Annotated in this window: 14 protein-coding genes; 4 read left to right on the top strand and 10 right to left on the bottom strand. The window is 37.6% G+C overall.

Going from position 1 to position 16,916, the window contains the following annotated elements; genetic code table 11:
- Nucleotides 1–68 precede the first annotated feature (68 nt).
- The 5 genes from Q0947_RS08300 to Q0947_RS08280 all read right to left on the bottom strand — a co-directional run bounded on the left by Q0947_RS08300 (nucleotide 69) and on the right by Q0947_RS08280 (nucleotide 7,194).
- Entirely contained in the window at nucleotides 69–1,256 is a 1,188-nt protein-coding gene (locus Q0947_RS08300; RefSeq protein WP_299395434.1) for an aspartate aminotransferase family protein, read from the bottom strand.
- A gap of 1 nt (nucleotide 1,257) precedes the next feature.
- The gene (locus Q0947_RS08295; RefSeq protein WP_299395429.1) at nucleotides 1,258–2,958 is read right to left on the bottom strand and encodes an OstA-like protein; all 1,701 of its coding nucleotides are present in this window, start codon (nucleotides 2,956–2,958) and stop codon (nucleotides 1,258–1,260) included.
- A 269-nt stretch (nucleotides 2,959–3,227) separates the two neighbouring features.
- A complete protein-coding gene (locus Q0947_RS08290) occupies nucleotides 3,228–4,499 on the bottom strand; it encodes an adenylosuccinate synthase (protein WP_299395420.1) in 1,272 nt (423 codons plus the stop codon).
- Between the two features lie 2 nt (nucleotides 4,500–4,501).
- Nucleotides 4,502–4,963 carry a transcriptional repressor gene (locus Q0947_RS08285; protein WP_133756158.1) on the bottom strand — a complete coding sequence of 154 codons (462 nt, stop codon included), beginning with the start codon at nucleotides 4,961–4,963 and terminating at the stop codon, nucleotides 4,502–4,504.
- 26 nt (nucleotides 4,964–4,989) lie between these two features.
- Entirely contained in the window at nucleotides 4,990–7,194 is a 2,205-nt protein-coding gene (locus tag Q0947_RS08280) for a RelA/SpoT family protein (protein ID WP_299395409.1), read from the bottom strand.
- A gap of 194 nt (nucleotides 7,195–7,388) precedes the next feature.
- On the opposite strand from Q0947_RS08280, the gene Q0947_RS08275 reads away from it, so the two are divergent.
- From Q0947_RS08275 to Q0947_RS08265, 3 genes are all read left to right on the top strand, one after another.
- The gene (locus Q0947_RS08275; protein WP_299395405.1) at nucleotides 7,389–8,651 is read left to right on the top strand and encodes a putative DNA modification/repair radical SAM protein; all 1,263 of its coding nucleotides are present in this window, start codon (nucleotides 7,389–7,391) and stop codon (nucleotides 8,649–8,651) included.
- Nucleotides 8,652–9,431, top strand: a complete 780-nt coding sequence (locus Q0947_RS08270) for a TIGR03915 family putative DNA repair protein (RefSeq protein WP_299395399.1) — start codon at nucleotides 8,652–8,654, stop codon at nucleotides 9,429–9,431. It abuts the gene before it with no gap.
- 126 nt (nucleotides 9,432–9,557) lie between these two features.
- The gene (locus Q0947_RS08265; RefSeq protein WP_299395395.1) at nucleotides 9,558–10,532 is read left to right on the top strand and encodes a hypothetical protein; all 975 of its coding nucleotides are present in this window, start codon (nucleotides 9,558–9,560) and stop codon (nucleotides 10,530–10,532) included.
- Nucleotides 10,533–10,608: 76 nt separating this feature from the next.
- Here the strand turns inward: Q0947_RS08265 and Q0947_RS08260 are convergent, their stop codons facing one another.
- From Q0947_RS08260 to Q0947_RS08245, 4 genes are all read right to left on the bottom strand, one after another.
- Complete coding sequence (locus Q0947_RS08260) at nucleotides 10,609–11,451, bottom strand: SMP-30/gluconolactonase/LRE family protein (RefSeq protein ID WP_299395391.1); 843 nt, start codon at nucleotides 11,449–11,451, stop codon at nucleotides 10,609–10,611.
- A gap of 8 nt (nucleotides 11,452–11,459) precedes the next feature.
- Entirely contained in the window at nucleotides 11,460–12,050 is a 591-nt protein-coding gene (locus Q0947_RS08255; RefSeq protein ID WP_299395387.1) for a hypothetical protein, read from the bottom strand.
- Nucleotides 12,051–12,262: 212 nt separating this feature from the next.
- Nucleotides 12,263–13,495, bottom strand: coding sequence for a M48 family metallopeptidase (locus Q0947_RS08250; RefSeq protein ID WP_299395384.1), 1,233 nt, complete (start codon nucleotides 13,493–13,495; stop codon nucleotides 12,263–12,265).
- Nucleotides 13,496–13,549: 54 nt separating this feature from the next.
- Nucleotides 13,550–14,347 (bottom strand): RNA methyltransferase, encoded by a 798-nt coding sequence (locus Q0947_RS08245; protein WP_299395381.1) that lies wholly within the window; start codon nucleotides 14,345–14,347, stop codon nucleotides 13,550–13,552.
- 163 nt (nucleotides 14,348–14,510) lie between these two features.
- Here Q0947_RS08245 and Q0947_RS08240 point away from each other — a divergent pair, with 163 nt between their 5' ends.
- Complete coding sequence (locus Q0947_RS08240) at nucleotides 14,511–15,314, top strand: DUF6503 family protein (RefSeq protein WP_299395377.1); 804 nt, start codon at nucleotides 14,511–14,513, stop codon at nucleotides 15,312–15,314.
- A gap of 250 nt (nucleotides 15,315–15,564) precedes the next feature.
- Here the strand turns inward: Q0947_RS08240 and Q0947_RS08235 are convergent, their stop codons facing one another.
- Nucleotides 15,565–16,863 carry an amidohydrolase family protein gene (locus Q0947_RS08235; protein WP_299395373.1) on the bottom strand — a complete coding sequence of 433 codons (1,299 nt, stop codon included), beginning with the start codon at nucleotides 16,861–16,863 and terminating at the stop codon, nucleotides 15,565–15,567.
- Nucleotides 16,864–16,916: the final 53 nt, after the last annotated feature.

The following is a 16,916-nucleotide window of genomic DNA, read 5'->3' as shown; positions in this document are numbered from 1 at the left end:
CAAGTTTCACGCTTCAATGTAATGGTTGAAAGGTGTGTCCTATAAGGGATTGCAGGCGATAACGATCTCTAGAGTTTGGCTGAAATTTCGTCTAAAATTTCAATGATTATCTGACAACCCTTAGTGATCTCATCGTTTGTAATGGTCAAAGGTGGTGTTAATCGTATGCCTTTCGTTTCAAAAAGCAACCAAAACAGAATCAAACCTTTAGCTTGAGCCTTCAAAATGACCTCCGTCGTGATTTCTGCTGATGGTGTTAAAGCCGTCAACATTAATCCGCGTCCCCTAATCTCTGTAATCAAAGGGTGTACCAAAAGTGATCTGAAAAGTTGTTCTTTTTCTAAAGCTTCAGACATCAAATTACTTTCCGTAATTTCTTTTACGGTTGCAAGTGCGGCAGCAGCAATTACGGGGTGGCCACCAAACGTGGTAATGTGTCCTAATTTTGGACGGTCTTGTAAGGTTTGCATCATCGCTTTGGAAGCTGTAAAAGCTCCAATTGGCATTCCGCCACCTAAACCTTTACCGGTCACTAATATGTCTGGAATACAGTTGTAATGTTCAAAACCAAATAATTTTCCTGTACGGCCAACACCTGGTTGAATTTCATCTAAAATCAATAAGGCGCCAACTTCATCGCATCGTGTTCTGACTTTGGTTAAATAATTGGCATGTGGCTCTATAAATCCGGCGCCACCTTGAATGGTTTCTAAGATGACCGCTGCCGTTTTATAAGTAATCTGTTTTAAATCTTCAGTATTATTGAACGTAATGAAATTGATATCTGGAATTAAGGGTCTAAACGCTTGTTTGCGCTCTTCGTACCCCATAACACTCATGGAACCCATGGTATTGCCATGATAGGCGTTATGCGCAGCAATAATCTGACTTCTGCCAGTAGCACGACGCGCTAATTTTAAAGCGCCTTCAATGGCTTCAGTGCCTGAATTAACCAAATAGGTACAGTCTAAGGATTCCGGTAGATGTTTCGCCAAAATTTTGGCAAGTTCCACTGCTGGTTCCTGAATATATTCGCCATACACCATAACGTGCATGTACTTGTCCAACTGATTTTTTATAGCATTGACCACTTTAGGATGTCGATGTCCTAAACTACAAGCTGAAACGCCCGCAACAAAGTCGAGATACGCCTTGTTATTGGTGTCATAAACATAACAGCCTTCAGCGTGGGAAACTTCCATAGCTAAAGGATGTGGTGATGTTTGTGCTTGGTACTGTAAAAAATCGCTTGTCATGTTAATTGTCCTTTTGCTGAGATTTTTGTGCCGGTTTTACTTTTGATGAATCTGCTTTTTTAAGCGCTTCCTTAGGAATGTTTCGAGATGCTTTTTGTTGATCATCCTTTTTTGCGCCTTTTGGTTTCGCGTCCTCTACACGTTTCAGTAAGGCGTCATCAAAGAATTCTTCTTGTGGTACATATTCACCCAAACCTTTAATTACTGGTAACTCCAACGGTGGGTCATCACTAAACAGATCCTCGACACTTTTTGGTCGCTCTTCTTCACGCCAGTCAAAACCTCTTAATTTTCTTGCGTTTTCAGGAAATTTCGATTCTGGATAAATATCGCCGTCCACCTGATCAATTAAAGTGATTATTTTATAACCGTCTTCAATTTTGAGGTTGATCTTTCCTGATTTCGATTTGTTAATGCCGATTAATTCTTGCTTGTCATCTCTGGAATAATTAATCACTTCGGCATTTTTTATAATATCAACGTTATATAGATCATTGTCTTTAAAAAGTCCAATAAGTCGCAGACCTTTTATTTGATTAAAACCTGTGCCAAGGGTGTCCTTGCTAATTAAAAACGCATCATTAAAAACGACTAAGGAATCTAATTGCTCTGTTTTTGGATTGGAAATAAGATGAATGGTATCACCAGTCATTTGGTTGTCCAAATTCCAAAGAATAGGCCTTCTTTTAGTCGTAAATGCATCTGAAGTTGAAAAACGCTTCAGATTGATGAGTTGCGTGAGTCCGGTTTTATGATCGGCATGAATAGAATCTGCCTTTCCGCTCAAATCACTTTTAAATATTTTAGCATTATAATACGCTCTCGTAATGCGGTGCTCAGGTTTACCGGTAACCATTAAGATATCACTATGCATGTAGATAGAATCATTTTCCTGAACAGTAATGGCTAAAGCGCGTTTGGTGATGAACACAGAATCCTTAGCGCGCCATATTTCTGCATAGTGGCCGCGGGCTACACTATTATTGATTGTATCTGTAACTTTGATGTTGTTGGTTGCTGATGCAAAACTAATTTTTCGATCAAAATACATGCTATCACCTTCAAATACACGATTCTGATAATTGATTTTCGAATTTTTGACGAAGTAGCCAGTATCATTATTAGTGTTGTAAAAACCACGCTCAGCATAAATTGTGTTAGATTCTCCTACAATAGTGGACGGTCCATAAAGATACGCGTGTCCTGTTTCAGTATAAAAATCGAGATGATTCGTGGTTAAGGTGTATTGTGGATTTACTAAAACGACATCTTGAACAAACTGATATTTTTTAGTATTCATATAATACCGACCAATTTGGCTGGTAATTGTTCCTGAAGTATCTCTTACAACCTTTCCTTTATTTCTGTAAAAGGCTTGTTGTTTTACGCGGTCAAAATGTAAGGTGTCTGTGGTTAAAACCGATTTAGGTTCTCTAAGGACAACATCACCACTTGCAAAAGCCAATTGCGTTTTTCCACTATATTCCGCATATTTTGCAGTCATATTAATGGTGTCACCTTGTTGCATGATCACATTACTGTAAGCTTCAATAAAATCTTCTTTTTCGTAATAGACGGCTTGATCGCACCATAAATTGATGCCTTCATGCGTAAAGTGAACTTGTTGGGTGTTATCTCGGGTAAATACGGAAACTCCAGGGCCTCTCAGACTGTCAGAATCGACAAATCCTGCGTATTCCACTCGGATTTTTTTAAGCTTTTCAGTTTGTGCTGTGACTGAAAGACTAAAGCTTAATAATAAGATTAAGAAAAGGGATAATGCTCTCAATGTGTGACAAATGATTTTCAAAAGTAACTCTTTAAATTAAGCATTATTTTGCATTAACATATATTTATGTTCCGCGGACTCTATTATGATGAGCATCTCAATGAAGAATTTCACCAGCAATATCATGATGAAATTTAAAACGAACCTGCCTAACTCGCGTAAAGCAGGTTCGTTTATATAATTTATCTTATGATGGTCTGTTTTCTATCCGGACCAACAGAAACAATAGTAATTGGAGTTTCAAGTTCTTTTTCTAAAAACTCAATATAGTCTACCAATGCTTGTGGCATATCCGAAGCATCTGTCATTCCAGTTAAATCCTCATTCCAGCCTTTAAATTCTGTATAGATGGGAGTTACATATTCTGGTTCAATATTGTAAGGGAAATGCTGAATTTCCTCACCTTTATATTTGTAAGCCGTACATACTTTTAAGGTTTTGAAACCTGAAAGCACATCGCCTTTCATCATAATTAATTTAGTCACGCCATTTACTTGACAAGCATAACGTAAAGCAACTAAATCTAACCATCCACAACGACGAGAACGTCCGGTTGTAGCGCCAAATTCATTACCTACGCGGCCCATAATCTCTCCATCTTCATCAAACAATTCTGTTGGGAAAGGTCCTGAACCTACACGAGTAGTGTATGCTTTAAAAATACCATAAACATCGCCAATTTTATTAGGTGCAATACCTAATCCTGTACAAGCGCCCGCAGCAGTTGTGTTTGATGAGGTTACAAATGGATATGTTCCAAAATCGATATCTAATAAAGACCCTTGTGCGCCTTCAGCCAATATAGATTTTCCTTCTTTTTGTGCTTGGTGTAAATATTCTTCAGAATCAATAAATGTCAACGACTTTAAAACTTCAATCGATTTGAAAAACTCATTTTCAAGTTCTTGTAAATCGTATTGGATGTCTACATTGTAAAAGGCTATCATCGTTTCGTGCTTATCAGCAAGAGCGCGGTATTTGTCTTTCCAATCGGCCATTTCGATATCGCCAACTCTGAGGCCATTTCTGCCGGTTTTGTCCATATAAGTTGGACCAATTCCTTTAAGGGTAGAGCCAATTTTAGCTTTTCCTTTAGAGGCTTCACTCGCAGCATCAAGCAAACGGTGTGTTGGTAAAATGATGTGAGCTTTACGAGAAATCAATAAAGATTTTTTGTAATCAACGCCTTGTTCTGCAAGTTTGTCGAGCTCTTTGTTAAAGATGACAGGATCAATTACGACACCATTGCCAACTAAGTTAATGGTCCCATCATGGAAAATTCCAGAAGGGATGGTGTGAAGCACGTGCTTTTTGCCGTTAAAGACTAAGGTGTGACCCGCATTTGGACCGCCTTGAAAGCGTGCAATAATGTTATAATTAGAGGTCAAGACATCGACAATTTTTCCTTTGCCTTCGTCGCCCCATTGTAATCCTAGTAGTAAATCTACTGCCATTTTTAAGATTCTTTAGGTTGTTCGTTTTTTGTTCCGTAAAAGTAAAGTGAGTGGTTGGAGATAGAGATATCAAAAACTTCTTCAATCGTTTTTTTGATAGATTGGATCCTAGGATCGCAGAATTCGATAACTTCTCCTGTATCTGTTAAGATGACGTGGTCGTGCTGCTTATCAAAATAGGACTTTTCATAATGCGCCTGATTTTGACCAAACTGATGTTTGCGCACCAACGCACATTCCAATAACAATTCAATGGTATTGTAAAGTGTCGCACGACTCACACGATAGTTTTTGTTTTTCATTTTGATGTAGAGAGATTCTATATCAAAATGTTCTTCACTATCATAAATTTCTTGTAGAATAGCATAACGTTCAGGGGTTTTTCGGTGCCCCTTACTTTCCAAAAATGTGGTAAACACGTTTTTAACTATTTCCTGATTGTTATGTTTTGTTTTTGCACTCATAATTTACGTTGGCAAATTTACACTATTTAAACTCTTGTAACCTTATCAATCCCGTTAATTTTTTTTAGATTTTCCATGAGTTTTTTAAGCATCGTACTATTTTTTACGATAACGTTGATTTTACCTGAAAATATACCGTCATCACTTTGAAAACTAATACTTTTCATGTTAACATGCATGTTGTTGGAAATAACTTTGGTGATGTTATTTACCAAGCCCATGTTGTCAATGCCAGAGAGTGTAATTTGTGCCGCAAATTCTTGTTGTGACGAGTCTATCCATTTTGCTTGCATAATTCTGTAAGCGTAGTTAGATTGTAGACTCAGTGCGTTTGGACAGTTTTTTTTATGAATTTTTATACCTTCATTTATCGTTAAGAAACCAAAAACGTCATCACCCGGAATAGGGTTACAGCAAGCCGAAAGTTTATAATCTAATTTCTCTTCTTCCTTGCCAAAAACCAACATGTCATATTTGGCGGTAATTTCATCCTTATCAATATTCTGAATTACCGTTGGTTTACGGATCTTACTCTTGATATAGCTCATAAATGCATTGCTGCGCGATGATGCATAATCTTTGAGCATAGGGTTGTCAATAGAACCGATTCCGACTCTATAAAATAGATCTAAACTTGTTTTTAGTTTGAAGAAGACCACCATTTCGTTGATGGATTTTTCGTCCAAATTGATCTTAAGCTGCTTTAATTTTCGTCTTAAAATTTCCTTGCCTTCTTCAGCAACTACTTTCTTTTCGTCTTTTAATGAGGATTTTATCTTGCTTCGTGCTCTAGCAGTAGTAGCATAATCTAACCAGTTACTGTTAGGTCTGATGTTTTCCGAAGTTAAAATCTCTACTTGGTCACCACTTTGAAGTTCATGGCTAAGCGGAACTAATTTGCCATTCACTTTTGCGCCACGGGTTTTCATGCCGATTTCAGTGTGGATGCTAAACGCAAAATCGAGTGGCGTAGCACCTTTTGGCAACGATTTTAAATCACCTTTTGGTGAAAAAACATAAATCTCTTTTGAATATAAATTGAGTTTAAATTGCTCTACAAAATCAACGGCATTGGTTTCATTGCTTTCCAATGCTTCCTGAAGTTTGTCAATCCAAGTATCTAAAGCATCTTCAGCATTACCTTGTTTATATTTATAGTGCGCAGCGTAACCTTTTTCCGCAATCTCGTTCATGCGTTCACTTCTAATCTGAACTTCTACCCAACGGCCTTTAGGGCCCATCACTGTAATGTGAAGCGCTTCGTATCCGGTTGATTTAGGTGAAGAAATCCAGTCGCGCAAACGGATAGGATTCGGAATAAAATGATCTGTAACAATCGAATAAATCTTCCAAGCCAAAAACTTCTCATTGGCAAAATCAGATTTATAAATGATTCGTACCGCGAACTTGTCATAGACTTCATCAAAAGAAACGCCTTGTTTCAGCATTTTTCTTCGGATGGAATAAATGGATTTTGGCCGTCCTTTAATAGAGTAGGTCAGTCCTTCCTTATCCAAAGAATCAACTATTACCTGAGAAAACGCATTGATATAATTATCCTGCTCTTCCTTACTTTCCTTTATTTTATTGTGAATTTCATGATAAACTTCAGGCTCCGTATACTTTAAACCTAAATCTTCAAGTTCACTTTTAATATTATAAAGTCCAATCCTGTGCGCGAGAGGCGCGTAGATGTATAAGGTTTCGGAAGCGATTTTCTCCTGCTTGTCCGCACGCATGGAATCCATGGTTTGCATATTGTGGAGACGGTCCGCAATTTTGATAATAATAACACGCACATCATCATTGAGCGTTAAGAGCATTTTTCTGAAATTCTCCGCTTGGGTAGAGACATCAGCTTCTTTGCTCAACGAGGAAATTTTGGTTAAACCATCTACAATTCTAGAAACGGTTTTACCGAAGGTTTTTTCAATAAACTCTAAAGTGTAGTCAGGATTATCCTCAACTACATCGTGCAATAAGGCCGCAGCAATACACGTAGCGTCCAGCCCAATTTCTTGCGCCACAAGTTTTGCAACAGCAATAGGATGAAAAATATAGGCTTCACCTGATTTACGACGCTGATCTTTATGTGCGTCCACAGCCACATCGAAAGCCTTTCTTATCAGTTTTTTGTCATCTACGCTTAACGTTTGATAACTTACCTTAAGTAGCTGTTTGTAGGCCTTCGCAATAGCGGCATTTTCCTTTTCAATATCAACTTCTGTCATAAAATAAAAGTAAGACAAAGAATGCGATTTGGCAATAATTTTTAGAAATTTTGGATGATTTTCTCAAAGAATTCGGGATTTATCAGGATATGAAGTTTTTAGGTTAATCTTTAAATCTATTTTGTTAAATGATGTTCGCCATTCAGAGTAATTTTATCAAAAATTTCAGATAATCCATCTCCAGTTTCCCCTCTATGTCTTTTGAACGTACCCAAGAAAAATTAAAAATCCTTGCCGATGCGGCTAAATATGACGTGTCTTGCGCTTCCAGCGGAAGTAACCGTAGCAATACCAACAAAGGTTTGGGTGACGCCACCGGCATGGGCATTTGTCATTCTTACACTGAAGATGGGCGTTGTGTGTCCTTACTGAAAATTTTGCTGACCAATTATTGTATTTTTGATTGTGCATACTGTGTCACCCGAAAAAGTAATGATATTAAACGTGCGGCATTTCAAGTTCAGGAAGTGGTGGATTTGACCATCAATTTTTACCGTCGGAATTATATTGAAGGTTTGTTTTTGAGTTCTGGTATTTTTAAAAGTGCCGATTATACGATGGAGCGTTTGGTTGCCGTGGCGAAAAAACTCCGATTGGAAGAGAATTTTAACGGGTATATCCATTTAAAATCCATTCCTGGAGCTTCTGATGAGTTGATGAAAGAAGCGGGATTATATGCCGATAGATTGAGTGTGAATATAGAAATCCCTACTAAGGAAGGTCTGAAATTGTTGGCGCCTGAAAAGAATCGTGAGGATTTTATTAAACCGATGATAAAGGTTAAAAATGAAATTATTCAATACCAATCTGAGAAGAAAATTATAAAAAGTACGCCAAAATTTGCTCCTGCAGGCCAAAGTACCCAAATGATTATTGGTGCGAGTGGAGAAAGCGATCAGCAAATCATGTGGACCTCTAATTATTTTTATAAGAAGTTCAATTTGAAGCGCGTGTACTATTCAGGCTATATTCCTATTAGCTATGATTCCCGCTTGCCTCAAATTGGGACTGATGTGCCGATGTTACGCGAGAATAGACTGTATCAAACGGATTGGTTAATGCGTTTCTACGGATTTGAAGTCCACGAGATTCTAAATAATGAGCACCAGAATCTCGATTTGGATGTCGATCCTAAATTAGGTTGGGCCTTAAGAAATATGGATTTTTTTCCGGTAGATGTCAATAAAGCTGATAAATTGATGTTGGCACGTATTCCTGGACTCGGGATGAAATCCGTCTATAAAATTATACAAGCGCGACAATTCAGGAAGTTGAATTGGGATCATCTTAAACGTATGGGTGTTGCTTTAAACAGGGCTAAATATTTTTTGGTGTGCGACTCAAGAGACTTTGAGCGTCGTGATTTAACGGGGCCTCAATTGAAATCCATCATTTTACAAAACTCGACCAGTAAGTATCAAACTATTTTGAGTCCACAATTGAATCTATTCGGATAGATGGTAATTCCGGAAGAACATACACTTATTTATGACGGCACATTTGATGGGTTTTTAACTGGTGTGTTTCATATATATGAACTCAAATTACAAACGGTCATTTTTCAAAAGCCTGAAAATCTTCAAGAGTCACTTTTTGGAAATAAAGTTGAAATTACTACCGATTTAGAAAAAGCTGATCGGGTTTGGAAAGGCATCAAAAGCAAAACCAGTGCGAAGGGCAGTTATAGATTATATAGTGCATTTTTGAGTGAACAACCACAGATCGAAACGTTGCTTCTCAAATATATTCAGCAAGCGTTTAAGAGTAGTAGGCCTATCGATTCCGATTTTTCGAATGAAACCGTTTTGAAAGTTTCTCAGATAGCGAAAAGCGTAGGGCGGGAGAAGCATAGAATGGAAGCCTTTGTGCGATTCCGTTTGACTAATGACGGCATTTATTTTGCTTCCGTTGAACCTGATTTTGATGTTTTACCACTCATTTCCAAACATTTTAAGAGTAGATATGCCGATCAGAAATGGATTATTTATGATTTGAAACGCGGTTACGGGCTGTATTACGATTTGGAAAAAGTGGAACTGATGCAGTTGTCGTTGCCGGAAGGTTTCGATGCCACCAAAACCAAAAGCGATTATTTTACGGCCTCAGAACTTGAGTTTCAAACCTTATGGCAGGATTATTTTGAGAGTACCAATATCGCATCGCGCAAAAATATGAAACTCCATGTGCAGCACGTTCCAAAGCGGTATTGGAAATATTTGAGTGAGAAGTTACGCTGATGTTGCTCGTTTTAATTTTGGGATTATATTTGAACCCTCCCTCAATTTCTCCTCTAAATCTTTAAAGTAAGCGATAGATTATGGCTAACTTTGCAGGAGATTTCAACCTAAACTTTCGAACTATTTATGTCGCAAGCGCTTTATAACCCATTTGAGGATTTAATTTTTGACGAACATTTTTGCTTTCTTTCAGGAACTTTAACCACTGAGAAAATGACTGTTTTCCCACAGTGGTTGATGGATCATTTCAAATTTGGTGATGAACGTATTGAAATGATGGATAAAGCCAAGTCTTATAATTATGAAGATTTGGAATTGCCGTGTTCACCTGAAGTAAAACAGGCGTTTGACGCTTTAGATGTAAAAATTAAAGCGGCTTATGAAAAAGGTTATGAAGGCATGGCCGCGCTTGATGAACTATTTATTTTTCAATGGACAGGTAGAATGGTCTACGGATTATTGTACTATGAAATGGTTTACGAAAGAAATCGACTTCAAAAAAAAGGTGAGGAGTTTGAACTTTCTCCAGCCCTAAAAGATCGTTTTTCCAACTTTCACCTCATGATGCAGTCCATAATTGAACCGATTTCCTTTGTCGGGAAGAAACCATGGAGTATTGTGGTGTTCCCATTGAAATATTCAGCGGATATTTTTAGTTATCGCGATGATGCCATCAATTTGATGTTTTCGTTTGGCGTGAATGGTTTTGGATTCGTAGCTTGTTTACAAGATAACGGCGTTATCAAGGAGAAAAACAAGGAGGTATTACAGAAAATAGAAGGTCATGTTTTGCATCCACTGCAGTTTGAAGAGTTGTACGCTAGGTTTCATTATTCGGATTATATTTTAAATTATAAACCAGAATACGATGTGCAAAATCTAAATGACAAGATCACTATTGAAGTGAAAGAAGGGGAGAAAGAACCAATGTTCGGATTTTGGAATGAGGACATTTTTTCTCAATTGCTTTCTAACTATTGGTCAGTTTATGGAATTACCAAGGATGATATTCTCCAACCACAACGACCACCATTAAGTTTTCTTGAAAATCCGTACACGAAGGAATTTGTTAATCCGGAAACGATTGCCTTACCATTTTAATCGCTTTTATAATTAAATTTTATCGCTGAAAAGGGTTTTTGTAAAAGGAATTTAAACTTGATATAGCATCCTGATTCTACAATTTAATGGCTTCAATGTTGCCTCTATCGGCAAGGGTTACATAAAAAGTTTTATAATCAGGGCTAAAGGTGATATTGGAGGGTTTTTGTCCTTTAAGTTTATATTCTTTTAATACAGTTCCTGCAGGAGACAAAACAGCAACGGTCCCTTTACCATAACGGGTTACATAGAGGTTTCCTTCGCGATCACAACGCATTCCATCCAATCCGAAATCGGCAAAAGTCATAAATTCTTTTTTGTTTTTTATGGAACCATCTGCAGCAATATCATACGCCCAAATTTTGCGTTGCACGGATTCGTTGACGTATAACTTTTTACCATCAGGACTCACTTCAATACCGTTTGTGGTTCCCATGTTTTCTTCCAATAATTCAAAGCCTTTCTCTTTGGTCACTTTCCATAGTTTTCCAGTGTTGTCAGACCAATTAGGATCACTTGCATAAATGGTTTTGTCTGGAGAAATGGCAATATCATTAGGTTGATTCGCCGTGGGTTCATGGGCAAATATTTCAATGTCTTTAGTAATTAAATCAATTTCCAGGATATTATGATTAACATAATCTGCTACAAACATCTGATGCTGTTCTCCAAACCGAATACCGTTACCAATACTGCCGTTGGGTAATTTCACAAAAACAGAGCCTTCCCCAGTCGGACTGACTTTACCTATGGTTCCTTGTTCTTTAAAATTAACCGCGTAAACAGTGCCTGTGTAATCTGTTGCTGGGCCTTCAACGCCGCTGGTAAATCTCCCTTCTTTTGTGAAATCTTTACTGTTAATACGCGTAGCGCAACCCGTCATAAGGGCTGAAAGCAACAAAATTGTGATGTATTTCATAAGTTGATTTAGTTCTCGCTTGCGGGTGTAATCATAATATGCGATCTATGTGTGTCAGCATCCATTAGCCAAGGCATTCCTGGAGCTCCTGGCTTTGTTGGTAGACCCGTTTCAGCGCCTGACATATATGGTTTGTAGAGTACGTATCTCATTTTACTGTGTTTTAACTCGCCACTTTCAATATCGTGATCTTCTTTAGTGGCTGTTACAATATATGCTACTGCAGGCTCTTTAGGCATTACCAAAGTTCCAGCATCGATTTCTTCTTTTCTAAGGTCACGTTTTTCGACTTCATTTTTTCCGCTAGCAGCCAACTCACGACCTCTAGCCATAAAAGCCTCCAACTTATCACTATAACAAGACACACTGACGCCATTTCGCTTTGGACTGTTGGCTATGCAAATAATGCCATTATTGCCTTCACGCAACGTCACGAGCTCTTCTTTTTGATTGTAGCCTAAAACTTTTGCGCCTTCCTGATACATTTCAGGACATGCATAAAGTGCTGTTTTAATTTGGCTTTCTGCTGATGGAATGGTGGTTTGACCTATTGCAGACGAAAACGAGATTAGAACCGAAAATAATAGTAAGTTTCTCATAATGAATTTTTTAATTGACTGCATAAGTTACGAAACTTTTGAGAAAATTTACAGTTAAAGTTAGTTTCTTCAACACCTGATTGTAATTTCCTATTCACTCGATAGTTAATGCTAGAGTGGGTTTTGATGTCGTCAGTCAAATTCAAATTGTCTAATGAGAATAGTTGGTAAAAAACGCCAACGTTGGCATGGACTTGAAATAAATTACGATGCTATTTCCTTAAATTCCTGACACGTTCCAATAGCGTAGGATGAGAATAATGCACCCAAACATACGCCGGATGTGGCGTTAGGTTGCTCAAACTGTTTTTTGATAGCTTTTTTAAGGAGCTTACTAAAGGTTCGCTTTTATAGGTGTTTTTAGCATAATCGTCTGCTTGGTATTCAAACTTGCGTGAGAAATGATTCATTACAAATCCTGTAACTTCCGAAATAGGCGAGTAGAGTAATCCAAAAGCAATCAATCCCACATGAAAACTCGGAATAGTCACTCCAAGCGCATTTGATAATAGCGGATTTGAAATAAAGATCGATAAAATAAACAAGGTCAAACCTGTCAATAGTAGGGAGGCAATCAGATTAAAAATGATGTGCTTCTTTTTATAATGACCGACTTCATGTGCCAACACGGCTACAATTTCCTCATCTTCTAAATCGTTTACCAAAGTGTCATAAAGCGTCACGCGTTTTTCGCTTCCAAATCCGGAAAAATAAGCATTGGCTTTTGTGCTGCGTTTGGAGCCATCAATGATGAAAATTTTATCTAAATTAAAGCCAACAGAGTTAGCATACGCTGAAATCTTTTCCCTTAATTCTCCCGCTTCCAAAGGGGTTTGTTTGTTAAATAACGGAACAATAAGTCGTGCATAAAAGAGATTGGCAAAAATGCTAAACAGTGCTACAAGTGCCCACGCATAGAGCCAAAAGTGAGTGCCTGTCACGTGGTAAAACCAAATAATCAAAGCTAAGAGTCCGCCGCCAATAATGCCCATCATCAGTAACCCTTTTAGTTTGTCAAGGATAAATGTTTTTTTCGTGGTTTTGTTGAATCCGAACTTTTCTTCGATCACAAAAGTTTGATAGTAGGAAAAAGGAGTCGTAAGAATATCGCTTCCCAACATAATAATTCCGAAGAAAATCAATGCAATAACAATATTGTTGTCACTATAACTTCTCGCAATAGTATCTACAAATTCAAATCCATCAAACAGTAAAAATGACAAGGTCAATACCAATGAAAATGTTGAGGTAATTAATCCGAATTTATAATTTGTGGCTTTGTATCGCTGTGATTTTTCATACGCCTCTTGGTCGTACACATCTTTCAGTTCCGCTGGAATTGGGTCATTATAATGTTTGGCATTTAACGCATCCAATATTTTATCGACTATAAAATCGATGATGATTATGGCAATTATGATATAGAAAAGGGTAGTAGCAGTCATTGTTTTTAGTATGCAGTGTTCAGTATGCAGTTCTCAGTATTCAGTAGGCAGTTCTTACTTAAAATCGCGTTGTCGTTTAGCCTCAAAAATAAGGATTCCGGCAGCTACGGAAACATTCATACTGTCAATTTCTCCTTGCATTGGGATGATGATGTTTTGGGTAGATTGTTGTAACCAAGCATCGCTTAAGCCTGTAGCTTCCGTGCCCATAACAATAGCGCTGGCAGTGTTGAAATCTTGAGTGGTATAAATTTCTGAAGCTTGTAACGCCGCACAATAGATGGCGATATGTTGTTCTTTTAGGAATGAAATAATATCAGCTGTTGTTCCTGTAGCAATCTGATTGGTAAACACACAGCCTACACTACTGCGGATGATATTCGGATTGTATAAATCGGTTTTTGGATTGGCAATAATAACCGCATCTACATTGGCAGCATCAGCCGTTCTAAGAATCGCACCGATATTTCCTGGTTTTTCAGGAGCTTCCGCAACAAGTACTAATGGGTGTTCAGATTTGAATACGATATCCTTTAAATCGTGCGATTTTGTCTTAGCCACCGCAATAATCCCTTCAGTCGTATCTCTGTGCGCTAATTTTTGATAGACTTCTTTAGAAATTTCTATCACCGATTTTGGTTGTATGTCTAAGCTTTTTAATTGTGCATCAGAAAACACTTCAGGGTAATACAACACAGTGTCAATTTGATAGTTTCCCTTTATGGCCAAACTAATTTCGCGTGCGCCTTCAATTAAAAATAACCCTGATTTTTTACGATCCCTAGATTTTTCCTTGAGCTGAACCAATTCTTTGATATACGGGTTTTGAACGCTTGTTATTTCTTTATTCACAGATTAGTAGTATTTTGCTTGCACAAATTTACTGAATAAGAGCGTAGAATTGTGGTATTCTAGAGAAATTGCATGGAGACCCAATAATTATCGACGTCTTTTTTTATGTATTTTTATGATAGAATTAATAACTAACCTTTACCTTTTTTAATACCATCAATTTATGAAAAGAATCCTTTATTTATCACTGATGCTTGCTGTTATGGTGTCTTGTAAAGATAAAACCACTGAAACAAAACCGGAAACTGAACCGTATACGGAAGAAGAATTGGATGTGACTACAAGTGTCTATCCTGAGAATATGACCAAAATTTTTGATGCACATGGCGGACTTGATACTTGGAATGAGATGGCCACCTTGGAGTTTTCTATGGAAAAACCTGGTGGTTATGAAATTACTACGACCGATTTAAAAGACCGTTATTCGCTTATAGAAATGCCAAAACACACCATTGGATATGATGGCGAAGTACTTTGGTTAAAAAACACAGCTAATGCTAAATATGAAGGCAATCCGAAGTTTTACTATAATTTGATGTTCTATTTTTATGCGATGCCTTTTGTGTTAGCTGATGATGGCATTATGTATGCTGACGCTGACCCTTTAGTCTTTGAAGGTAAAACGTATCCTGGAATCCAAATTTCTTTTGAAAGTGGCGTTGGTGAATCGCCTGACGATGAATATATCCTGTATTATGATGCTGATACCAATAAAATGGCTTGGTTAGCTTACACGGTGACCTTTGGCAAAAACGAAAAAGCAACAGAATATCATTTTATTAAATATAGCAACTGGCAAGAAGTTGAAGGTTTGCTATTGCCTGAAACAATGGTATGGTATAACTATGAAAACAACAAACCAACAACGGTAAAGAATGAAGTGAAATTTATAAGTCCGATGTTGACTCCAGTTAAAATGGACATTAGAGTGTATAGCAGACCGGAAGGGGCGGAGTTGGTGCAGTAAGGTGAGAATTGAGATCGCTGCGCTTTTAGTATTAAGTATTAAGACTGCTGCGCTGTTAGTATTAAGAATTAAGATTTGATTCGTAAATGCTTGCGGCCTCATGGTTTCATCAATTTGTAGAACACTAAATACGTATTGAAATAAAAAAAATCTGTCATTCCCGACTTTTGGGCTTGACAGATTTTTTTTGTAATAGATTTTGGAGTTTTAAACATGAAACTTCCGGCTTCATGCTTCCAACTTCTTAAAACTATTTTCCAGCTTTAAATTTGTTATCGTAGCGTTGGTACAGTTCTGTTTGGTGGGTTTCTAAACTCACTAAACGACCATCAATAAAAGCATGTGTTAGTCTGTTGGTACGCATGTCTAAAGCGTCACCTTCACTAATAAAAAGGGTTGCGCTTTTACCAGCTTCCAAAGTGCCGTAATCTTTATCGATTCCTAAAATTTTAGCTGTATTAGAAGTGATCAGTTTTAAAGCTTCTTCTTTGTCTAAGCCGTGAGCGACTGTGGTACCTGCATAAAACGGTAAATTTCTAGAATGCATACGCTCCATTTGTCCGTTAGCATTTAATGCGACTAAAACGCCTTTTTCGACTAATAAATTAGCAAGTTTGTAGGCCATATCATAATCGTCATCATCTCTACTTGGTAAGGAATGCACACGTTGTAAAATAACAGGAATGTTGTTTTGTTTTAGCAAATCGGCTACTTTATAAGCTTCACTTCCTCCAACAATTACCATGTGTTGCACGTTATTGTTTTTTGCAAAATGAATGGCATCTGTGATTCCTTTTTCGTCATCTACTCTAATGTATAATTTTTTGGTACCATCAAACAACCCTTGAGTAGCAGCGTATGGTAAATTAATTACTGGTTGATCTCCTGCAGCATAGGCTTTTGTTTCGTTAAAAAATGATACTACTTCATCAACTTGTTCGTTGTATTTCTCATTGCTTTTTAATCCGCGGTCTTCGCCAAGCCACCATCTACCACGTGTAAAACTACTTGGCCAATTCATGTAAATGCCGTCATTAACTTTTACGGTAGCATCTTCCCAGTTCCAAGCATCAAATTGTACTACTGAGGAAGTTCCAGAAATACGGCCGCCTTGAGGTACAATTTGTCCCATCAATACTCCGTTTGGACGCATAGATTCGACCACTTTAGACTCCGTGTTATAAGCAATAATACTTCTAATGTGCGGGTTCATTTCACCCATCTCACGATCATCAGAAGTTGCTTTTACAGCATCAATTTCTACTAATCCTAGAGTAGAAGAAGGCACGATAAATCCAGGATACACATGTTTTCCATCAGCTTTGATAACCTCCATTGCCGAAAGATCCGTTTGTGATGCACTAGAAACCGTAGTTAATTTTCCATCCTTAAAAATGATAAGGCTGTTTTCAATCACATCGCCATTGCCTAAATGCGCGGTAGCACCCGTAATGGCAATCGGTTTAGATTGCTTGGAAGCGGGTGTTTGTTGTGCAAATCCAAAGCTGGTGCACAGTGCGAGGAGAACTATATATATGTTTTTTTTCATTTGAAATCTGTTTACATTCCCTCGAAGGAGGAAATCTTATTAATATGTTTAAG

This window comes from uncultured Gelidibacter sp., from assembly GCF_947500795.1.
GTDB lineage: Bacteria > Bacteroidota > Bacteroidia > Flavobacteriales > Flavobacteriaceae > Gelidibacter.
Note: the sequence above shows the minus strand (reverse complement) of the source record. Positions and strands in the feature narration are given on the sequence as shown.

Excerpts from the sequence above, each read along its gene's own strand:
- Q0947_RS08240 (WP_299395377.1), top strand. The coding sequence starts at position 14,511 with ATGAAAAGAATCCTTTATTTATCACTGATGCTTGCTGTTATGGTGTCT.
- Q0947_RS08250 (WP_299395384.1), bottom strand. The coding sequence starts at position 13,495 with ATGACTGCTACTACCCTTTTCTATATCATAATTGCCATAATCATCATC.
- Q0947_RS08280 (WP_299395409.1), bottom strand. The coding sequence starts at position 7,194 with ATGACAGAAGTTGATATTGAAAAGGAAAATGCCGCTATTGCGAAGGCC.
- Q0947_RS08255 (WP_299395387.1), bottom strand. The coding sequence starts at position 12,050 with ATGAGAAACTTACTATTATTTTCGGTTCTAATCTCGTTTTCGTCTGCA.
- Q0947_RS08260 (WP_299395391.1), bottom strand. The coding sequence starts at position 11,451 with ATGAAATACATCACAATTTTGTTGCTTTCAGCCCTTATGACGGGTTGC.
- Q0947_RS08270 (WP_299395399.1), top strand. The coding sequence starts at position 8,652 with ATGGTAATTCCGGAAGAACATACACTTATTTATGACGGCACATTTGAT.
- Q0947_RS08300 (WP_299395434.1), bottom strand. The coding sequence starts at position 1,256 with ATGACAAGCGATTTTTTACAGTACCAAGCACAAACATCACCACATCCT.
- Q0947_RS08235 (WP_299395373.1), bottom strand. The coding sequence starts at position 16,863 with ATGAAAAAAAACATATATATAGTTCTCCTCGCACTGTGCACCAGCTTT.
- Q0947_RS08285 (WP_133756158.1), bottom strand. The coding sequence starts at position 4,963 with ATGAGTGCAAAAACAAAACATAACAATCAGGAAATAGTTAAAAACGTG.
- Q0947_RS08290 (WP_299395420.1), bottom strand. The coding sequence starts at position 4,499 with ATGGCAGTAGATTTACTACTAGGATTACAATGGGGCGACGAAGGCAAA.
- Q0947_RS08275 (WP_299395405.1), top strand. The coding sequence starts at position 7,389 with ATGTCTTTTGAACGTACCCAAGAAAAATTAAAAATCCTTGCCGATGCG.
- Q0947_RS08265 (WP_299395395.1), top strand. The coding sequence starts at position 9,558 with ATGTCGCAAGCGCTTTATAACCCATTTGAGGATTTAATTTTTGACGAA.